Origin of the sequence: Streptomyces sp. NPDC094032, assembly GCF_040303965.1 — a bacterium.
Taxonomy (GTDB): Bacteria; Actinomycetota; Actinomycetes; order Streptomycetales; family Streptomycetaceae; genus Streptomyces.
This window is the reverse complement of the sequence record NZ_JBEOUE010000013.1, coordinates 89,326-107,927: the sequence shown is the minus strand read 5'-3', so window position 1 is coordinate 107,927 and position 18,602 is coordinate 89,326. Positions and strand designations below refer to the sequence as shown.

At 69.8% G+C, this 18,602-nt stretch carries 18 protein-coding genes; 6 read left to right on the top strand and 12 right to left on the bottom strand.

All coding sequences use genetic code 11. From position 1 onward, the window contains the following. The first annotated feature begins 14 nt into the window (after positions 1–14). On the top strand, positions 15–2,942 hold the full coding sequence (locus ABTZ54_RS19885) for a tetratricopeptide repeat protein (RefSeq protein ID WP_351664874.1): 2,928 nt from the start codon (positions 15–17) through the stop codon (positions 2,940–2,942). Positions 2,943–3,043: 101 nt separating this feature from the next. Then, positions 3,044–3,193 carry a hypothetical protein gene (locus tag ABTZ54_RS19880; RefSeq protein WP_351664872.1) on the top strand — a complete coding sequence of 50 codons (150 nt, stop codon included), beginning with the start codon at positions 3,044–3,046 and terminating at the stop codon, positions 3,191–3,193. Positions 3,194–3,253: 60 nt separating this feature from the next. Here the strand turns inward: ABTZ54_RS19880 and ABTZ54_RS19875 are convergent, their stop codons facing one another. The 9 genes from ABTZ54_RS19875 to ABTZ54_RS19835 form a co-directional block, all read right to left on the bottom strand. Further along, entirely contained in the window at positions 3,254–3,592 is a 339-nt protein-coding gene (locus ABTZ54_RS19875) for a metal-sulfur cluster assembly factor (protein ID WP_017238620.1), read from the bottom strand. Beyond that, positions 3,589–4,056 (bottom strand): Fe-S cluster assembly sulfur transfer protein SufU, encoded by a 468-nt coding sequence (sufU, locus tag ABTZ54_RS19870; RefSeq protein ID WP_132918519.1) that lies wholly within the window; start codon positions 4,054–4,056, stop codon positions 3,589–3,591. The genes ABTZ54_RS19875 and sufU overlap by 4 nt, the downstream gene beginning before the upstream one ends. Positions 4,057–4,066: 10 nt before the next feature. After that, positions 4,067–5,335, bottom strand: a complete 1,269-nt coding sequence (locus ABTZ54_RS19865) for a cysteine desulfurase (RefSeq protein ID WP_351664870.1) — start codon at positions 5,333–5,335, stop codon at positions 4,067–4,069. Beyond that, entirely contained in the window at positions 5,332–6,096 is a 765-nt protein-coding gene (gene sufC / locus ABTZ54_RS19860) for a Fe-S cluster assembly ATPase SufC (RefSeq protein ID WP_351664868.1), read from the bottom strand. The genes ABTZ54_RS19865 and sufC overlap by 4 nt, the downstream gene beginning before the upstream one ends. Before the next feature lie 7 nt (positions 6,097–6,103). Continuing rightward, the gene (locus ABTZ54_RS19855; RefSeq protein ID WP_351664866.1) at positions 6,104–6,421 is read right to left on the bottom strand and encodes a bifunctional 3-phenylpropionate/cinnamic acid dioxygenase ferredoxin subunit; all 318 of its coding nucleotides are present in this window, start codon (positions 6,419–6,421) and stop codon (positions 6,104–6,106) included. Continuing rightward, the gene (gene sufD, locus ABTZ54_RS19850; protein WP_351664864.1) at positions 6,421–7,602 is read right to left on the bottom strand and encodes a Fe-S cluster assembly protein SufD; all 1,182 of its coding nucleotides are present in this window, start codon (positions 7,600–7,602) and stop codon (positions 6,421–6,423) included. The genes ABTZ54_RS19855 and sufD overlap by 1 nt, the downstream gene beginning before the upstream one ends. Before the next feature lie 72 nt (positions 7,603–7,674). Next, positions 7,675–9,090: a Fe-S cluster assembly protein SufB gene (sufB, locus tag ABTZ54_RS19845; RefSeq protein WP_329419615.1), complete on the bottom strand. Its 1,416-nt coding sequence runs from the start codon at positions 9,088–9,090 to the stop codon at positions 7,675–7,677. Beyond that, positions 9,087–9,824 carry a helix-turn-helix transcriptional regulator gene (locus ABTZ54_RS19840; RefSeq protein WP_351664862.1) on the bottom strand — a complete coding sequence of 246 codons (738 nt, stop codon included), beginning with the start codon at positions 9,822–9,824 and terminating at the stop codon, positions 9,087–9,089. Before ABTZ54_RS19840 ends, sufB begins: the two co-directional genes overlap by 4 nt. 103 nt (positions 9,825–9,927) lie before the next feature. After that, positions 9,928–10,704 (bottom strand): formate/nitrite transporter family protein, encoded by a 777-nt coding sequence (locus ABTZ54_RS19835; protein WP_351664860.1) that lies wholly within the window; start codon positions 10,702–10,704, stop codon positions 9,928–9,930. 111 nt (positions 10,705–10,815) lie between these two features. Between ABTZ54_RS19835 and ABTZ54_RS19830 the strand changes: the two genes are divergently transcribed. The 3 genes from ABTZ54_RS19830 to ABTZ54_RS19820 all read left to right on the top strand — a co-directional run bounded on the left by ABTZ54_RS19830 (position 10,816) and on the right by ABTZ54_RS19820 (position 13,579). Beyond that, a complete protein-coding gene (locus ABTZ54_RS19830) occupies positions 10,816–11,751 on the top strand; it encodes an ABC transporter ATP-binding protein (protein WP_351664858.1) in 936 nt (311 codons plus the stop codon). Continuing rightward, complete coding sequence (locus ABTZ54_RS19825) at positions 11,748–12,512, top strand: ABC transporter permease (RefSeq protein WP_351664856.1); 765 nt, start codon at positions 11,748–11,750, stop codon at positions 12,510–12,512. Before ABTZ54_RS19830 ends, ABTZ54_RS19825 begins: the two co-directional genes overlap by 4 nt. 107 nt (positions 12,513–12,619) lie before the next feature. Continuing rightward, a complete protein-coding gene (locus ABTZ54_RS19820; RefSeq protein ID WP_351664854.1) occupies positions 12,620–13,579 on the top strand; it encodes a COX15/CtaA family protein in 960 nt (319 codons plus the stop codon). Between the two features lie 35 nt (positions 13,580–13,614). On the opposite strand, the gene ABTZ54_RS19815 is transcribed toward ABTZ54_RS19820, so the two are convergent. The 3 genes from ABTZ54_RS19815 to ABTZ54_RS19805 form a co-directional block, all read right to left on the bottom strand. After that, positions 13,615–14,694: an amidohydrolase family protein gene (locus tag ABTZ54_RS19815; RefSeq protein ID WP_351664852.1), complete on the bottom strand. Its 1,080-nt coding sequence runs from the start codon at positions 14,692–14,694 to the stop codon at positions 13,615–13,617. Positions 14,695–14,772: 78 nt separating this feature from the next. Beyond that, positions 14,773–15,093, bottom strand: coding sequence for a hypothetical protein (locus tag ABTZ54_RS19810; protein WP_351664850.1), 321 nt, complete (start codon positions 15,091–15,093; stop codon positions 14,773–14,775). 104 nt (positions 15,094–15,197) lie between these two features. Beyond that, entirely contained in the window at positions 15,198–16,145 is a 948-nt protein-coding gene (locus ABTZ54_RS19805; RefSeq protein ID WP_351664848.1) for a heme o synthase, read from the bottom strand. Between the two features lie 360 nt (positions 16,146–16,505). Here ABTZ54_RS19805 and tkt point away from each other — a divergent pair, with 360 nt between their 5' ends. Continuing rightward, positions 16,506–18,593 carry a transketolase gene (tkt, locus tag ABTZ54_RS19800; protein WP_351664846.1) on the top strand — a complete coding sequence of 696 codons (2,088 nt, stop codon included), beginning with the start codon at positions 16,506–16,508 and terminating at the stop codon, positions 18,591–18,593. The last annotated feature ends 9 nt before the right edge of the window (positions 18,594–18,602 follow it).

The window sequence follows — 18,602 nt, the reverse complement described above, 5'->3', positions numbered from 1 at the left end:
ACCGGGGAGAGGACATGGCGGGCCGACAAGGCAAGCACGAGAAGTTCGGGCAGGAACTGAGGCGCCTGCTGACGAGGACGGGCGTCAAGCCCAAGCAGATCTACGCTGCCAGTATGAAGCCAGGGCGCCGGACACTGGCGACGTCCACACTCAGCAACTGGCTCAACGGTCAATCCCTTCCGTCCTCGGCAAGGTCGCTCGACACGTTTCTCACCGCGGTGGCGGAAGTCTCCGGCAAGCCGTTCCCTCCGGGTGAACGGGAGAACTGGCATAACGCGCTGGCGGCGGCGAAGGCCCATAAGGATGTCGGAGCGTCCTCAGGTAACGGCACCGATGCGCCCGAGTTCCTCGTCTCCTCCATGGAGCCCGTTCTCCTCGGAGTACACCGTGCCCGGCGGCACGAAGGTTGCGCACCCGTCCCGCCGTACGTACCGCGCGATGCCGACGCCCGGCTCGATGCCGCGCTCAGGATCGCATGCGAGCGCAGTGGCCTGGTTCTCATCCGTGGCGATTCGACGGCGGGGAAGACCCGATCGGCATACGAAGCAGCGAAGCGGCTCATGCCGGAATTCCGCCTGCTCCACCCATCCGGCACAGGGCCGTTGGACGGTCATGTCGATACTGTCGCCGCAGAATGGGCGCGTGGTCGCCAATGCGTGATCTGGCTGGACAACCTGGAACAGTACCTGGGCCCGGACGGCATCACCCTGCCCTTGCTGGGCCGGCTCGCTCCCTACCGGACCGTCGTGCTCGCCACCATGCGGCTTTCCGAGTACAAGAACCGGACCTCGCAGGTCACCCGCCCCGGCCGCTCCGACTCCGGCTATGCCCAGGTGGACCTGCGCGACCCGGTTCTCCAAGCCGCCGAGATAGTGGACCTCCCCCGTGCGTGGAGCGCAGAGGAGATCGGGCGCGCGTCGCGCGATTCCGACCCCCGTCTCGCCGAAGCTCTGCGGCACAGTGAGCGATACGGAGTGGCCGAATACCTCTCGGCCGGCCCCAAGCTCTGGGACACATGGCACAACGCCCGTTTCGTGGGCGGCAACCCGAGAGGAAACGCCCTGGTCGCCGCCGCCATCGACCTCCATCGCGCCGGCCTGACCAGCCCGATCGGCATGAACCTCATCAAGGCCCTTCACGAGCACTACCTCGAAGGGGAGGAGAGCGCCGCGCTCGAGCCGGAGAGCTACCCCGCCGCAGTCACGTGGGCCACCGCTCCTCGTCTCGGCATCACCCGCCTGCTCATCCCCGCCGGGACCGACACCTGGCGCCCTTTCGACTATCTGGTCGACACGCTGGCCAAGAATCCGGCGTCCCCCGCTGTGCCCTCCCTCGTGCATGAGGCGGCCGTAGAGCATGCGAAATCCCCGCAGGAACAGCACAGTGTCGGCGTGGCCGCATGGCGGGCCGGCCTCTCCAGTCTGGCCGCACGTGCCTTTCGCCCGGCGGCCGAAGCAGGTCATACCGACTCCATGCTGCATCTCGGTTCGATCCTCCTCGATCAGAAGGAGGAGGGCAAAGCCGAGCGGTGGTGGCTGGCGGCAGCGGAGAACGGCAGCCCCCGGGGAATGCTGAACATGGGCGTGCGGTGTTCGAAAACGGGCCGCAACAAGAAGGCGGAAAAGTGGTGGCGCGCTGCCCTGAACGCGGGGTTCCTGCCCGCGGCGGCGAAGCTGGCGGCAGTCCACGAGGATCGTGGCGACACGGAGGAAGGGGAACGGCTGTGGAATCTGGCGCTTGAGGCGGACGTGCCCGACGCTCATTTCCGCTTCGGCCTCCTCGCCTATCGACGGCAGGACTGGAATACCGCCGAGCGGCACTACCTACAGGCCGCCCGGCAGAGACACATCGAGGCCACGACCAACCTGGCGCAGGTCTACTTCGCCCAGGACCGCATCGAAGAGGCCACGAAGCTCTACGCCATCGCCGCCGAGGCCGGAGATGCGGTCGCGATGCGCAGTATGGGGATCCTCAGCGAGTGGCAGGGAAGGTTTCTGCCCGAAGAGATGAGCCAGGAGGAAGCCATGCGCCGAATGGCCGAGACCATGGAGAAGTACTTCGCGGGCCAAGCTGTCGAGGAGGAATGGCCCGCTTCGGCGAAGGCCGCTCGAGACTGGTACAAACGCGCTGGGGACAACGGCGACGTCATGTCCGTACGGCTGCTCGGAAATCTCTACCACCGGCGGGGCAGAGCCAAGAAGGCGCACAAGTGCTACCGCCAGGCGGCAAAGCTGGGCGACCCCGAGTCCGCCGCGTACTTCCAAATGCCCACGCTCGCCTACGCCTCCACGGTGAGCGACGCCTACTGGGAGCCTGAGGAAGAGGACTTCGACGAGGACGCGGCCCCCTTGAGTCCCCGGACCGTGCGCATGCTCAAGGTGGCCCTGGAGATCCAGGCCGACGAAGCCCGGATGGCACTGAAGGATCTGGGAGACCGGCACATCACCCACGATGACTGGTTCCAGCCGCTATTCGGTTCATTGCCTGCCCAGACCTGGGAGCTGGACCGGGAATGGCGTCGCCACATGGTCGAGGCATGTGACGCCCTGGTCGCGCAGATCGGCGGCACCGGGGTGCCGAAGCCCCGCTGCACGGGCGAGGAGATGGCTCTCCATCTCGCCCTCGAGAAGGCGGCGGCTCTCACCGACGACGACCACGAGCTCGTCGAGGAGTTCACCCAGGGCCTGGAGACCCGGGCCGATGACTACGACTGGCACATGTGCAAGGACATCCTCTTCGAGGATCACGATGTCCTCATGCTCTACGAGCCCTGGAACGAGGGAATCGAGCGTCAGGGGCATCCGCTGATCTCGGCCATGGGCCTGACCAATCTCGACCCGCGGGACTGGTTCATCCCCTTCAGGGGCTCGGTTGAGGACGAGGCCGGCGATGTGCCCGAAGAGGATCCGGATCCGGAGGGATTTCCGGGAGACCCCTACTGACCTGCGCAGACTGGGGCGCCTTCGAACGACTCCGAGCCGGATGCCCATCGTTCGCGTTCGATCGGGAGCGTTCCGACACCTTCTAGGGAAGGCGACACCTGATGTCCTTCACTGAGCTGCTCCTCCTGGCCCTGCTCCTGATCCTGCTCGCGGTCCTGCTCCTCATCGGCTTTCTGGCGACTCTGCGCGGCCTGAAGGGCGAGCAGCGCCTCGCCGCGTTCCAGGCGTTCGTCCGGGCGCTGCGCCGCTGAAACGAGGTGAGGCCCCCCAGCGGAAACTGGGGGGCCTCACCTCGTACGTCCAGCGGCCGGTCAGACGTTGAACCCGAGCGCGCGCAGCTGCTCGCGGCCGTCGTCCGTGATCTTGTCCGGGCCCCACGGCGGCATCCAGACCCAGTTGATCTTCAGCTCGTTGACGATGCCGTCGGTGGCGGACTTCGCCTGGTCCTCGATCACGTCGGTCAGCGGGCAGGCCGCCGACGTCAGGGTCATGTCCAGCGTCGCGACGTTCGAGTCGTCGATGTGGATGCCGTAGATGAGGCCCAGGTTGACCACGTCGATCCCCAGCTCGGGGTCGACGACGTCGTACAGCGCCTCGCGGACTTCTTCTTCGGAGGCCGGCTTCATCGTGGCCTCGGCGTTCTCGGTCATGCCGACTTCCTCTCAGCGACACCGTCACCCAGAGCCTGGGCGGTCGCGTCCTTCCACGCCATCCAGCTGAGCAGCGCGCACTTCACACGGGCCGGGTACTTGGAGACCCCGGCGAACGCGACGGCGTCCTCCAGGATCTCCTCCATCGCGTCGTCCGGCTCGATCTGGCCCTTGGACTGCATCAGCTCCAGGAAGGTGCCCTGGATCTTCTGCGCCTCGGCCAGCTCCTTGCCGACGAGCAGCTCGTTGAGGACGGACGCCGAGGCCTGGCTGATGGAGCAGCCCTGGCCCTCGTACGACACGTCCTCGATCCGCGAGCCGTCGTACTTCACCCGGAGCGTGATCTCGTCGCCACAGGTCGGGTTGACGTGGTGCACCTCGGCGTCGCCGTCCCGCAGACCGCGCCCGTGCGGGTGCTTGTAGTGGTCCAGGATGACGTCCTGGTACATCGAATCCAGCTTCACGAGGCGTCCCCTAGCCGAAGAAGTTCCGTACGTGCTCCAGACCCGCGACGAGGGCGTCGACCTCGCCGGGCGTGGAGTACAGATAGAACGACGCTCGCGTGGTCGCCGGAATTCCGTAGCGGAGGCAGACCGGCCGCGCGCAGTGGTGGCCGACGCGCACGGCGATGCCCTGCTCGTCGAGGACCTGGCCCACGTCGTGCGGGTGGATGTCGCCGAGCGTGAAGGAGATCGCCGCGCCGCGGTCCTCGGCCGTGGTGGGGCCGATGATCCGCAGGTCCGGAACCTCCTGGAGGCGACGGACGGCGTACTCGGTGATCGCGTGCTCGTGGCGCGCGATGTTCTCCATGCCGATCGCCGACAGGTAGTCCACGGCCGCGCCGAGGCCGACGGCCTGGGCGATCGGGGGCGTACCCGCCTCGAACTTGTGCGGGGCCGGCGCGTAGGTGGAGGAGTGCATCGAGACGGTCTCGATCATCTCGCCGCCACCGAGGAACGGCGGCAGGTCCTCCAGGAGCTCCTGGCGACCCCACAGCACGCCGATGCCGGTCGGGCCGCACATCTTGTGACCGGTGAAGGCCACGAAGTCGGCCTGCAGCGCCTGCACGTCGAGCACCATGTGCGGGGCGGCCTGCGAGGCGTCGATGCAGACCAGCGCGCCGACCTGCTGGGCCCGCCGGATGATCGTCTCGACCGGGTTGATCGTGCCGAGGAGGTTGGAGACCAGGGTGAAGGACACCACCTTGGTCTTCTCGGTGATGAGCTCCTCGATGTTCGACAGGTCGAGCCGGCCGTCGTCGGTGAGCCCGAACCACTTCAGCTTCGCGCCGGTGCGCTGCGCGAGCAGCTGCCACGGCACGATGTTGGAGTGGTGCTCCATCTCCGTGATGACGATCTCGGTCTCGTGGTCCACGCGGTAGGGCTCGTCGGCCCAGCCCAGCATGTTGGCCACGAGGTTGAGCGACTCGGAGGCGTTCTTGGTGAAGATCACCTCGTCGCGGCTCGGCGCGTTGATGAAGGCGGCGACCTTGTCGCGGGCGCCCTCGTACAGCGCGGTGGCCTCCTCGGCGACCGTGTAGACACCGCGGTGGACGTTGGCGTTGTGCCGCTCGTAGTACGCGTTGAGAGCGTCGAGGACCTGGCGCGGCTTCTGCGAGGTGGCCGCGGAGTCCAGGTAGACGATCTTCTTGTCGTCGTGGACCAGACGATCCAGGAGCGGGAAGTCCTTGCGGATCGCCTCGGTGTCGAGGAGGCCGGTCAGCCCCTGATGGGCGGAAGTCACGCGGATGCGCCACCCTTCACGTACTTGTCGTAGCCCTCGTTCTCCAGCTGGTCGGCGAGCTCGGCGCCACCGGACTCGACGATGCGGCCGTTCGCGAAGACGTGCACGAAGTCGGGCTTGATGTAGCGGAGGATCCGCGTGTAGTGCGTGATCAGCAGGGTGCCGACCTCACCGGTCTCGCGCACGCGGTTGACGCCCTCGGAGACGATGCGCAGCGCGTCGACGTCCAGGCCGGAGTCGGTCTCGTCGAGGATCGCGATCTTCGGCTTGAGCAGTTCGAGCTGGAGGATCTCGTGGCGCTTCTTCTCGCCGCCGGAGAAGCCCTCGTTGACGTTGCGCTCGGCGAAGGCCGGGTCCATGGAGAGCTGCTCCATCGCGGACTTGACCTCCTTCACCCAGGTACGCAGCTTGGGCGCCTCGCCGCGGACGGCGGTGGCGGAGGTGCGCAGGAAGTTGGAGACCGAGACACCGGGGACCTCGACCGGGTACTGCATGGCCAGGAAGACACCGGCGCGGGCGCGCTCGTCGACCGACATCTCCAGGACGTCCTCACCGTCGAGGGTGACGGTGCCGCCGGTGATCGTGTACTTCGGGTGGCCGGCCAGCGAGTACGCCAGGGTCGACTTGCCGGAGCCGTTCGGGCCCATGACGGCGTGGGTCTCGCCCTGCTTGATGGTCAGGTCGACACCCTTGAGGATCTCGCGCGGACCGTTCTCGGCCTCGACGGAGACGTGCAGGTCGTGGATTTCAAGCGTAGCCATGGGTGACTCAGGACTCCTGGGTGACGGAGACGAGCACATCGTCCCCTTCGATCTTTACGGGGTATACGGGGACGGGGCGCGTCGCGGGGAGGCCGGACGGCTTGCCGGTGCGGAGGTCGAACGCGGAGCCGTGCAGCCAGCACTCGATCTGGCAGTCCTCCACCTCGCCCTCGGAGAGGGAGACGTTCGCGTGCGAGCAGATGTCGTGGATCGCGTACACCTCGCCCTCGGTGCGGACGACGGAGACCGGCGTGCCGTCGAGTTCCACCCGCTTCGGGGTGTCCTCCGCCAGCTCGCTCAGCGCACAGGCGCGGACGAAGGCCATCAGACGGACGCCTCCAGCTCGGCCTCGATCTTGGCCAGCAGGCGCTCCTGGACGTCCGGCAGACCGATCTGCTGGACCAGCTCGGCGAAGAAGCCGCGGACGACGAGGCGGCGGGCCTCGGTCTCCGGGATGCCGCGCGACATCAGGTAGAAGAGCTGCTCGTCGTCGAAGCGGCCGGTGGCGGAGGCGTGGCCGGCGCCGGCGATCTCGCCGGTCTCGATCTCCAGGTTCGGCACCGAGTCGACCCGGGCACCGTCGGTGAGGACGAGGTTCCGGTTGAGCTCGTAGGTGTCGGTGCCCTCGGCCGCGGCCTCGATGAGGACGTCGCCGATCCAGACCGCGTGGGCGTCCTGGCCCTGCAGCGCGCCCTTGTAGGCCACGTTGGACTTGCAGTGCGGGACGTTGTGGGTGACCAGGAGGCGGTGCTCCTGGTGCTGGCCCGCGTCGGTGAAGTACAGGCCGAAGAGCTCGGCCTCGCCGCCGGGGGCCGTGTAGGTCACGCGGGGGTGGATGCGGACCACGTCGCCGCCGAAGGTCACGACGACCGACTTGAAGGAGGCGTCGCGGCCGATCAGCGCGTTGTGCTGGGCGACGTGGACGGCCTTCTCGTCCCAGTCCTGGACGGAGACGACGGTCAGCTTGGCGCCGTCGCCGAGCACGTAGTCGACGTTGGCGGCGAGCACCGCGTCACCGGTGTGGTCGATGACCACGACGGCCTCGGCGAAGGCGCCGAGCTCGATCACCTGGTGGCCGAAGGCGACTCCGCCCTGGCCGTGCACCGCGATGCGGATCGGCTCGGTGAGGACGGCCTCCTTGGCGACGGTGACGACCGAGGCCTTCTCGAAGGAGGTGTACGCCTGGGCGGCGACGCGGTCGACCGGCGTGCCGGCCTTGCCGAGCCGCGCGTCGTCGCGGCCCACGGTCTCCACGGTGACGCCCTCGGGGGCCTCGACGTCGACGCGGACGCCCTCGCCGGACACGACGGCGGTGCCGTCGTGCAGGCCGCGCAGGCGCTCCAGGGGAGTGAAGCGCCACTCCTCCTCGCGGCCGTGCGGGATGGGGAAGTCCGCCACGTCGAAGGACGGCGGGGCGCTCATGCGCGTGGCGACGGTGGACTCGGCGGCCACCGCGATCGAGCCCGCGGTGGTGGAGCCCGCGGGGATGTTCTGAGCCTCAGCCATGGCTGTCGTGTTGCTCTCTTCCTGCGTCAAAAAAGAAATCAGTGCTGCGTACGGCGGGTGCGGTGCGGGGCTTTAGCCGACCGCGCCTTCCATCTGCAGCTCGATCAGCCGGTTGAGCTCAAGGGCGTACTCCATCGGCAGCTCCTTCGCGATGGGCTCGACGAAGCCGCGGACGATCATGGCCATCGCCTCGAACTCGGTGAGGCCGCGGCTCATCAGGTAGAAGAGCTGGTCCTCGGAGACCTTGGAGACGGTGGCCTCGTGGCCCATGGAGACGTCGTCCTCGCGCACGTCCACGTAGGGGTACGTGTCCGAGCGGGAGATCGTGTCGACGAGCAGCGCGTCGCACAGGACGTTCGACTTGGAGCCCGGGGCGCCCTCGCCGATCTCGATGAGACCGCGGTAGGAGGTACGGCCGCCGCCTCGCGCCACCGACTTGGAGACGATGTTGGAGGAGGTGTTCGGGGCCATGTGGACCATCTTGGCGCCGGCGTCCTGGTGCTGGCCCTCGCCCGCGAAGGCGATGGACAGGGTCTCGCCCTTGGCGTGCTCGCCCATCAGGTAGACGGCCGGGTACTTCATGGTGACCTTGGAGCCGATGTTGCCGTCGACCCACTCCATGGTGGCGCCCTCGTAGGCGACGGCGCGCTTGGTCACCAGGTTGTAGACGTTGTTCGACCAGTTCTGGATGGTCGTGTAGCGGCAGCGGCCGCCCTTCTTCACGATGATCTCGACGACGGCGCTGTGCAGCGAGTCGGAGGAGTAGATCGGGGCGGTGCAGCCCTCGACGTAGTGGACGTAGGCGTCCTCGTCGACGATGATCAGCGTCCGCTCGAACTGGCCCATGTTCTCCGTGTTGATACGGAAGTAGGCCTGGAGCGGGATCTCGACGTGCACGCCCTTCGGCACGTAGATGAACGAGCCGCCGGACCACACGGCCGTGTTCAGCGAGGCGAACTTGTTGTCGCCGACCGGGATGACGGTGCCGAAGTACTCCTTGAAGAGCTCCTCGTGCTCCTTCAGCGCGGTGTCGGTGTCGACGAAGATGACGCCCTGCTCCTCCAGGTCCTCGCGGATCTGGTGGTAGACGACCTCGGACTCGTACTGCGCGGCGACACCGGCGACGAGGCGCTGCTTCTCCGCCTCCGGGATGCCCAGCTTGTCGTACGTGTTCTTGATGTCCTCGGGCAGGTCCTCCCAGGACTCGGCCTGCTTCTCGGTGGACCGCACGAAGTACTTGATGTTGTCGAAGTCGATGCCCGAGAGGTCGGAGCCCCAGGTCGGCATGGGCTTCTTGCCGAAGAGCCGCAGACCCTTGAGGCGCAGCTTCAGCATCCACTCGGGCTCGTTCTTCTTGGAGGAGATGTCGCGGACGACGTCCTCGTTGAGACCGCGCTTGGCGGTGGCGCCTGCCGCGTCCGAGTCGGCCCAGCCGTACTCGTACCGACCCAGGCCCTCGAGCTCGGGGTGGCTGATCTCGGTGGTCATGCGGGGTTCCTCCCGGCCGTGCTTGCGGATGCTGATGATGAAGTGGTCTGTGGGCCCTGGGGGCCGCCGTGCGGGATGAAGGTCGTGCAGACGCCGTCACCGTGGGCGATGGTGGCCAGGCGCTGGACGTGGGTCCCGAGGAGGCGGGAGAAGAACTCCGTCTCCGCCTCGCACAGCTGGGGGTACTGCTCGGCGACGTGGGCGACCGGGCAGTGGTGCTGGCAGAGCTGCTCGCCGACCGGCGCGTGACGCGCAGTGGCAGCGTACCCGTCGGCGGTCAGCGCCTTGGCGAGGGCCTCGGTGCGCTGTTTCGGGTCGGCGGACTCGACGGCCTCGCGGTACGACTCGGCCTGGGCCTCGATGCGGTCCCGGGCGAAGGCGGCGACGGCCGCCTCCCCTCCGGCGTTGCGCTCGATCCAGCGGAGCGCCTCGACGGCCAGGGAGTCGTACGACTGGTCGAAGGCGTCGCGGCCGCAGTCGGTGAGCGCGAAGACCTTCGCGGGGCGGCCTCGGGTGCGGGCCCCGTAGACGCGCTTCTCGCGGGCCTCGACGACGGCGTCGCCGACCAGCGAGTCGAGGTGACGGCGGACGGCGGCCTGGGTCAGGCCGAGCCGCTCCGCGAGGTCCGCGACGGTCGAGGGCCCGTGATCCAGGATCGACCGCGCGACCCGGTTGCGCGTGGAACGCTCTCGGGTCGCGAGTTCCTCCACCGGAGCCGCGCCAACGTTTTTCACAACGCCATTGTTGCGTAATTAATCGGGGAGTGACAAGCCGCGTCCGGACCGGTGACGATGTCGTGCATCACTCAGGTAAGGCTTACCTGACCTGCGGGAATGATCATTCGTAGGACGTTTCCGGCCTTCCGGTGAACCAGTACGAGCCACCCACCAGCACCGCTCCGCCGACGATGTTGCCCGGCACGGTGAAGGCCAGGTTGCGCAGCAGATCGCCGAAACCGGCCGTGCCGTCGAGGATCGCGAGCGAGAACAGCGACATGTTCGCCACGCAGTGCTCGAAGCCCACCGCCACGAAGGCCAGCACCGGCAGCCAGAGCACGGCCAGCTTCGCCGCGTCCCCCCGGGCCCGGGTGAACATCCAGATCGCCAGGCACACGAGCATGTTGCAGAGCACCGCCCGCCAGAACAGCTGCCCGCCCGCCAGCGCCTCCTTGCCGGCCACCAGCTCCGCCAGCATCGCCTTCACGGACGGCGAGGACAGCACCCCGGAGGCGTGCGCCATCGCCCCGAAGGCGAAGGCCCCGACGAAGTTCCCGCCCAGCGACAGCACCCAGCTGCCCACCAGGTCCTTCCAGCCGGTACGGCCGGACAGCGCGCCCAGCAGCATCACCATCACGTTGCTGGTGAACAGCTGCGCCCCCGCGAACATCACGATCGTCAGCGCGATGGGGAAGACCGCCCCCTCCAGCAGCCGGACGGCCGGCGAGTGCCCGGCCACGAAGGGCGACACCGAGACGAGCATCAGCACCTCGCCCACGCCGATGTACGCCCCGGCCAGCATCGCCGAGACCGCGTACCGGCCCGGACGCGCCAGCTCGTGCGCCTTGTGCTCGGCCTGTACGACCGTCTCCCGCAGGTTCTCCGCCACACTGATCACCCTGTCGACGCTAAATCCGGCCGGGGCCGTGAAGCGCGCGTAAAGGTCCCTTCTCAAGGGACCCGGGCCCCGCGCCGGAAGGACCTTCGCCCCCTCTCTAGACTTCCCGGCATGCGAAACGAGTCCGTCGAGTCCGCCGTCCGGGTCCGGGGCCTGGTCAAGCGGTACGGGACGAAGACCGCCGTCGACGGCCTCGACCTCGACGTGCGGACCGGCACCGTCACCGCCGTCCTCGGGCCCAACGGCGCCGGCAAGACCACCACCGTCGAGACCTGCGAGGGCTACCGGAGGCCGGACGCCGGCACCGTGCGCGTCCTCGGCCTCGACCCGGTCGCCGACGCCGCCGCGCTGCGCCCCCGGATCGGCGTGATGCTCCAGTCCGGCGGCGTCTACTCCGGCGCCCGCGCCGACGAGATGCTGCGCCACATGGCGAAGCTGCACGCGCACCCGCTCGACGTGGACGCCCTGATCGAGCGCCTCGGCCTCGGCTCCTGCGGCCGCACCACCTACCGGCGCCTCTCCGGCGGCCAGCAGCAGCGCCTTTCGCTCGCCATGGCCGTGGTCGGCCGCCCCGAGCTGGTCTTCCTCGACGAGCCGACCGCCGGACTCGACCCGCAGGCCCGCCGCGCCACCTGGGAGCTGGTCCGCGAGCTGCGCGCCGACGGCGTGACCGTCGTGCTCACCACCCACTTCATGAACGAGGCGGAGGAGCTGGCCGACGACGTCGCCATCATCGACGCCGGCCGGGTCGTCGCCCAGGGCAGCCCCGAGGAGCTGTGCCGCGGCGGCGCCGAGAACACCCTGCGCTTCAGCGGCCGGCGCGGCCTGGACCTCGGCTCGCTCCTGAAGGCGCTGCCGGACGGCACCGCCGCGACGGAGCCGACCCCGGGCACGTACCGGCTCACCGGCACGGTCGACCCCCAACTGCTCGCCACCGTCACCAGCTGGTGCGCGCAGCACGGCGTGATGCCGGACCGGATCTCGGTCGAGCGGCACACCCTCGAAGACGTCTTCCTGGAACTGACCGGCAAGGAGCTGCGCGGATGAGCACGGGTACGTACGCGCCGAGGCCGGGGGCCGCGCCTGTCGGCCGGATGATCGCCGCGCAGACCGCGCTGGAGACCCGGATGCTGCTGCGCAACGGCGAGCAGCTGCTCCTGACGGTGATCATCCCCTCCCTCCTGCTCGTGCTCTTCTCGACGGTCGACATCGTCGACACGGGCGCGGACAAGGCCGTCGACTTCCTCGCCCCGGGCGTCCTCGCGCTCGCCGTGATGTCCACCGCCTTCACCGGGCAGGCCATCGCGACCGGCTTCGAGCGGCGTTACGGGGTCCTCAAGCGGCTCGCCGCCTCGCCGCTGCCGCGCTGGGCCCTGATGACCGCCAAGACGCTGTCGGTGCTGGTCACCGAGGTGCTCCAGGTGGCGCTCCTGACCGGCATCGCGCTGGCGCTCGGCTGGTCGCCGCAGGGCGACCCGTTCTCCGTCGCGCTGCTGCTCGTCCTCGGCACCGCGGCCTTCTCCGGGCTCGGCCTGCTGATGGCCGGCACCCTGAAGGCGGAGGCGACGCTGGCCGCGGCCAACCTGGTCTTCCTGCTGCTCCTGGTGGGCGGCGGGGTGATGGTGCCGCTGGAGAAGTTCGGCGCCGCGGGCGACGTGCTCGCGTTCCTGCCGATCTCGGCACTCTCCGACGGGCTGCGGGACGTCCTCCAGAACGGCGCCGCGCTGCCCTGGGGCGACGCGCTGATCCTCGCGGTCTGGGCGGTGCTCGGGCTCGGCGCGGCGGCCCGGTTCTTCCGCTGGGAGTGAGCCGGGGCCGGTCCGCAGCGTGAGCGTCCGGTGACGTTTCGCGGCGCAAAAGCCCGTAACGCACCCCTCGTGAAAACGCGCACAAGCCCGTGCCTACGATAGGGCCCGTGCAGACCCCCCTCGCCTTCATCGCCCAGCGCTGGACCCCGTCCCCCCGGACGCTCCGGCGCGCCGCGCTCTCCGCCGTCGTGATGAGCGTGGTCATCATCGTCACCGGCGGCGCGGTCCGGCTGACCGGCTCCGGTCTCGGCTGCGACACCTGGCCCAAGTGCACGGACGACAGCCTGATCGTCACCTCCGAGCAGGGCATCCACGGCGCCATCGAGTTCGGCAACCGCATGCTGACCTACGTCCTGTCGGCGGCCGTCGGCTGGGCGATCGTCGCCGCCCGCTCGGCCAAGCCTCGACGGCGCGCCCTCAGCCGCCTCGGCTGGGCCCAGTTCTGGATCGTGATGAGCAACGCCGTCCTCGGCGGCATCACGGTGTGGATGGGCCTCAACCCGTGGACGGTGGCCGGCCACTTCCTGGCCGCGAACGCGCTCCTCACCGTGGCGGTCGTCACCTGGCACCGCACCGGCGAGGGCGACGGCACGCCCAAGCCGCGCGTGCCGCGCCCGGTCCGCAAGCTGTCCTGGGCGATCGTCCTGGTCTCCGTGCTGCTCATCGCGCTCGGCACGACGGTGACGGGCGCCGGCAAGCACGCGGGCGACTCCAGCGACGTGCCGCGGATGCCGTGGGACTGGACGAACGCGGCCCACATCCACGCCATCGCCGCCTGGGTGGTCTGCGCCCTCGCGGTCGCCATGTGGCTGGTCCTGCGCGTGGTGGACGCCCCCGACGACACCCGCGCCCGCGCCCGCGACCTGCTGATCGTGCTGCTGGCGCAGGGAGCGGTGGGCTACCTTCAGTACTTCACGGGCGTCCCGGAGGTCCTGGTCGGGGCCCACATGCTGGGCTCGTCGCTGATGTGGATCGCTGTCCTGCGGCTCGCGCTCAGCCTGCGCGAGCGCCCGGTGACCACCGCCCCGATCCCGGCCCAGCCGGACCCGGCGCTCGCGACCGCCTGAGCGGGGGGGGCCGGGCCCGCCGCCCGCCCCCCGCTTCACGCCAGCCCGTACACCCGTCGCGCGTTGCCCTCCGCGAGCATGTCCGCGACCCGCTGCGCGTCCGTACGGGACCAGGCGCCGTCGCCGACCCACTCGCCCAGGACCCGGGCCAGCGCGCCCCGGAAGACGCTCGCGGCCACCACGTGCAGCTCGGGCAGGCCGCGGGCGCCGCTGGAGAAGAGCAGCTTGCCGAAGGGGGCGAGCTCCAGGAACTCGGCGAGCACGCCCGCCGCGCGGGCGCCGGTGCGCGCGACGACCGGGCCGAGGTCCGCGTAGACGTGCGGGAAGTGCCCGGCGAGCCGGGCCGCCTGGCGGTGGTACGGGTAGCCGTGCAGCAGCACCAGGTCCGCGCCGAGGCCGCCGGTGGCCGTCGCGAATCCGGCCAGACCGCTCGGGTCGCGCTCCCCCACGTACAGCTGGAGGGGCCGCCCGGAGCCGATCGCGATCCAGAGCAGATGGCGCAGCAGCACGGGGTCGTCGAGGGCCCCGCCCGCCCCGCGCCCGGCCAGCCAGCGCCCGGCCGCCCCGCGTACCTCCCCCGGCCAGGGCGGCTCCGGCGCGGCGGCGAGTCCGCCGCGCAGGGCGGCGGCCGAGAGGAAGGCGACGGCGCCCGCGGCGGCCCCGTGCACGGCCTCGGCGAGGTCGGCCAGAAAGGCTTCGACGGTGCCGGAGACGTCGGCGACCCGCTGGGCGAGGAGCTCCAGGCGGACGATCTCGTGCGCGGCGGCGGCACCGGTGACGGCGAGCTCGGCGGGCCCCGTGAGGTCGCCGGGGAGCCCCGTGTCGACCAGGTAGGCGGCGATACCGGAGGCCCGCAGCAGGCGTCTGGCCGACTCGGCGGCGCCGAGTTCGCGGCGCCGGGCGAGGTAGCGGGCCGGCGGGCAGTGCGGTTCCAGGCCGAGGAGCGGCGGGCACCAGCGGCGTACCGCGAAGCCGGTCTGGGTGTCGAAGAAGGTGGTCCCCGCCGCCGGGAGCGCGGCGGCGGGGGCGAGGTGCGTCTCGAAGGTGCCGAGGCCGAGCTCCGTGCGGAGCACCCCGTGGCAGTACTGGTCCACCAGGCGCGGAGTGTCGATCATTCGGGGGGCTCCCACGTGTGGACGGGCTTGCACCCCTCCTAACGGGTGAGCCCCGCGCGAGGTTGTCGCCTTGCGGCGTCAGCTGTTGGCCGGTCCGCCGATCTGGATACCCGCCATCCGGGTCCACTCGTACGGGCCCGTGACGACCTTGGCGGCGAACTCGCCGTCGAACTCGTCGTGGAGGGTGAGGCCGGCCTTCTCGGCCGCCAGCTGGGCGGTCTCGTAGGTGGGGGCCACCAGGTCGCCCCAGCCGCCGTCCTCGCCGACGAGGACGATCCGGGTCCCCGCCTGGCCGATGTGGGCGAGCTGCCCCTCGGCGCCGCCGTGCTCACCGGCGAACGCCTGGATCTGCTTGGCCAGCTTGGCCGCCCTGCGCTCCGCCTGCTTCGTGTCTGCCATGGCAAGGATGCTACTCGCGGGTAGATCAACTGGCGACGGCCGGGGCACGTGGCGTGGGCCACGCACCCCGGCCGTCGACCGGGTCCGTTAAGGCTATCGAAGGACTAGCGCAGGAAGGGGTCCACCGCGACCGCCACGAAGAGCAGCGACACATAGGTGATGGACCAGTGGAAGAGGCGCATCTCCTTGAGCTTGGCGCCGGTGGCGCCCGCCTTGGCGCGGTTGAGCAGCGCGTGCGCCTCCCACAGCCACCAGCCGCCGGTGGCCAGCGCCACCGCGGTGTAGAACCAGCCGGTGTAGCCCAGCGGGGTCAGCAGCAGCGAGACGGCGACCATGACCCAGCTGTAGACCACGATCTGCTTGGCGACGACCTTGTTGGAGGCGAGCACCGGCAGCATGGGCACGCCCGCGCGGGCGTAGTCGTCCTTCACCTTCATCGACAGCGGCCAGTAGTGCGGCGGCGTCCAGAAGAAGATGACGAGGAAGAGGATGATCGCGGCCCACGACATCGAGTTCGTCACGGCCGACCAGCCGATGAGCACCGGCAGACAGCCGGCGATGCCGCCCCAGACGATGTTCTGGGCCGTGCGCCTCTTGAGGATCATCGTGTAGACGACGACGTAGAAGAGGAGCGCGCCGAGCGAGAGCGCGGCGGACAGCCAGTTGACGAGCAGTCCGAACCAGAGCGTGGAGACCACGGCGAGGGTCAGACCGAAGACCAGGCCCTCACGCGGCGTGAGCACACCGGTGACCAGCGGACGCTGGGACGTGCGGTCCATCAGGGCGTCGATGTCGCGGTCGATGTACATGTTCAGCGCGTTCGCGCCACCCGCCGACAGATATCCGCCGAAACACGTGGCGAGCACCAGCCACAGATCCGGCACGCCCTGCTCGGCGAGGAACATCACCGGAACGGTGGTGATGAGCAGCAGCTCGATGATCCGCGGCTTGGTCAGCGCCACGTATGCCTTGACGCGGGCCCCGAACGGCCGATGGCCCCCCGGGCTGGGAGTCAAGACGACCCCTGCGGGTCGGGACTCGACGGCCGTCACGCACACCCCTGACAGAGAAATTCCCAGCAAGCTCCCCGGATGAAGACGGGGTGAAGACTTGCGCGTACCACGCCACTGTAGACGTTGCCCATACCGCGATCTTCGCGGGGGTGGGGTCGTGTTGGCGGGACCCACGCGGGGGTGCGGCCGGGGTACGTCCCAAGGGGTGGGACACGTCCGTGTCACGTCCGTGTCCGGCTCGGGAGGCGAAGTCCCGCAAGCCCCGGCAGTCTTTGCTGTGAGCGCACATATGAGCGGCATGAACACGAAAAGAGGGACGAATTCCGGGGGTAGGCTCGACACCGCCGGGACACCCTCAGTCACCGGCTACAGACATGCGGAGAGGAGCCCTGACTCAGGGTGAGCACTAAGCCGACGACCACAGACCTCGAGTGGACCGAACTGGACCAGCGGGCCGTGGACACCGCCCGCATCCTTGCCGCCGACGCCGTGCAGAAGGTCGGCAACGGCCATCCCGGTACGGCGATGAGCCTCGCGCCCGCCGCGTACACCCTCTTCCAGAAGGTGATGCGGCACGACCCGGCCGACCCGGAGTGGGTGGGCCGTGACCGCTTCGTGCTCTCCGCCGGGCACTCGTCCCTGACCCTCTACACCCAGCTGTACCTGGGCGGCTTCGGTCTCGAACTCGACGACCTGAAGACGTTCCGCACCTGGGGCTCCAAGACTCCGGGCCACCCGGAGTACGGCCACACCGCGGGCGTGGAGACGACCACCGGCCCGCTGGGCCAGGGCGTCGCCAACGCCGTGGGCATGGCCATGGCGGCGCGCTACGAGCGCGGCCTGTTCGACCCGGAGGCCGCCCAGGGCGCCTCCCCCTTCGATCACCAGATCTACGTGATCGCCGGTGACGGCTGCCTCCAGGAGGGCATCTCCGCCGAGGCCTCCTCGCTCGCCGGGCACCAGAAGCTGGGCAACCTGACCCTGCTGTGGGACGACAACCACATCTCGATCGAGGGCGACACCGAGACCGCCGTGTCCGAGGACACGATGAAGCGGTACGAGGCGTACGGCTGGCACGTCCAGCGCGTGCAGCCGCAGGCCAACGGCGACTTGGACCCGGCCGCCCTGTACGCCGCGATCAAGGCCGCCGAGGCCGAGACCGAGCGCCCCTCCTTCATCGCGATGCGCTCGATCATCGCCTGGCCGGCGCCGAACGCCCAGAACACCGAGGCCTCGCACGGCTCGGCGCTGGGCGACGAGGAGATCGCGGCCACCAAGCGCGTCCTCGGCTTCGACCCGGAGCAGACCTTCGAGGTCTCCGACGAGGTCATCGGGCACACCCGCGCCCTCGGCGACCGCGGCCGCGAGGCCCGCGCCGCCTGGGAGAAGTCGCTGGCCGAGTGGCGCACCGCCAACCCGGAGCGCGCGGCCGAGTTCGACCGCATCGAGGCCAACGAGCTGCCGGCCGGCTGGGAGGAGAAGCTCCCGGTCTTCGAGGCGGGCCAGGGTGTCGCGACGCGTGCGGCGTCCGGCAAGGTCCTCCAGGCGCTCGGCGCGGTGATCCCGGAGCTGTGGGGCGGCTCGGCCGACCTCGCCGGCTCCAACAACACCACGATCGACAAGACGTCCTCCTTCCTCCCCGAGGGCAACCCGCTCCCCGAGGCGGACAAGTACGGCCGGACGATCCACTTCGGCATCCGCGAGCACTCCATGGCCGCGGAGATGAACGGCATCGCCCTGCACGGCAGCACGCGCATCTACGGCGGCACCTTCCTGGTGTTCTCCGACTACATGCGCAACGCCGTGCGTCTGTCCGCGCTGATGCACCTGCCGGTGACGTACGTGTGGACGCACGACTCGATCGGCCTCGGCGAGGACGGCCCGACCCACCAGCCGGTGGAGCACCTGGCCTCGCTGCGCGCGATCCCGGGCCTGAACGTGGTCCGCCCGGCCGACGCCAACGAGACGGCCATCGCCTGGCGCGAGATCATGAAGCGTCACACCAGGGTGTTCGGCAAGGGCGCCCCGCACGGCCTGGCCCTCACCCGCCAGGGCGTGCCCACCTACGCGCCGAACGAGGACGCGGCCAAGGGCGGCTACGTGCTGTTCGAGGCCGACGGTGGCGAGGCGCAGCTGGTGCTGATCGCGACCGGCTCCGAGGTGCACCTGGCCGTCGAGGCCCGGGAGCAGCTCCAGGCCGCCGGTGTCCCGACCCGCGTGGTCTCGATGCCGTCGGTGGAGTGGTTCGAGGAGCAGGAGCAGGCGTACAAGGACTCGGTCCTGCCGCCGGCCGTGAAGGCGCGCGTCGCCGTCGAGGCCGGGATCGGTCTGACCTGGCACAAGTACGTCGGCGACGCCGGCCGGATCGTCTCGCTGGAGCACTTCGGTGCCTCGGCCGACGCGAAGGTGCTGTTCCGCGAGTTCGGCTTCACGCCGGAGGCGATCGTCGCCGCCGCGCGGGAATCCCTCGCCGCCGCCGCGCGCTGACGCCCATAC

What these genes read in the sequence shown, in the direction of transcription:
- ABTZ54_RS19885 (WP_351664874.1), top strand. Translation starts at nt 15, where the DNA reads ATGGCGGGCCGACAAGGCAAGCACGAGAAGTTCGGGCAGGAACTGAGG.
- ABTZ54_RS19880 (WP_351664872.1), top strand. Translation starts at nt 3,044, where the DNA reads ATGTCCTTCACTGAGCTGCTCCTCCTGGCCCTGCTCCTGATCCTGCTC.
- ABTZ54_RS19875 (WP_017238620.1), bottom strand. Translation starts at nt 3,592, where the DNA reads ATGACCGAGAACGCCGAGGCCACGATGAAGCCGGCCTCCGAAGAAGAA.
- sufC (WP_351664868.1), bottom strand. Translation starts at nt 6,096, where the DNA reads ATGGCTACGCTTGAAATCCACGACCTGCACGTCTCCGTCGAGGCCGAG.
- ABTZ54_RS19855 (WP_351664866.1), bottom strand. Translation starts at nt 6,421, where the DNA reads ATGGCCTTCGTCCGCGCCTGTGCGCTGAGCGAGCTGGCGGAGGACACC.
- sufD (WP_351664864.1), bottom strand. Translation starts at nt 7,602, where the DNA reads ATGGCTGAGGCTCAGAACATCCCCGCGGGCTCCACCACCGCGGGCTCG.
- sufB (WP_329419615.1), bottom strand. Translation starts at nt 9,090, where the DNA reads ATGACCACCGAGATCAGCCACCCCGAGCTCGAGGGCCTGGGTCGGTAC.
- ABTZ54_RS19830 (WP_351664858.1), top strand. Translation starts at nt 10,816, where the DNA reads ATGCGAAACGAGTCCGTCGAGTCCGCCGTCCGGGTCCGGGGCCTGGTC.
- ABTZ54_RS19825 (WP_351664856.1), top strand. Translation starts at nt 11,748, where the DNA reads ATGAGCACGGGTACGTACGCGCCGAGGCCGGGGGCCGCGCCTGTCGGC.
- ABTZ54_RS19815 (WP_351664852.1), bottom strand. Translation starts at nt 14,694, where the DNA reads ATGATCGACACTCCGCGCCTGGTGGACCAGTACTGCCACGGGGTGCTC.
- ABTZ54_RS19810 (WP_351664850.1), bottom strand. Translation starts at nt 15,093, where the DNA reads ATGGCAGACACGAAGCAGGCGGAGCGCAGGGCGGCCAAGCTGGCCAAG.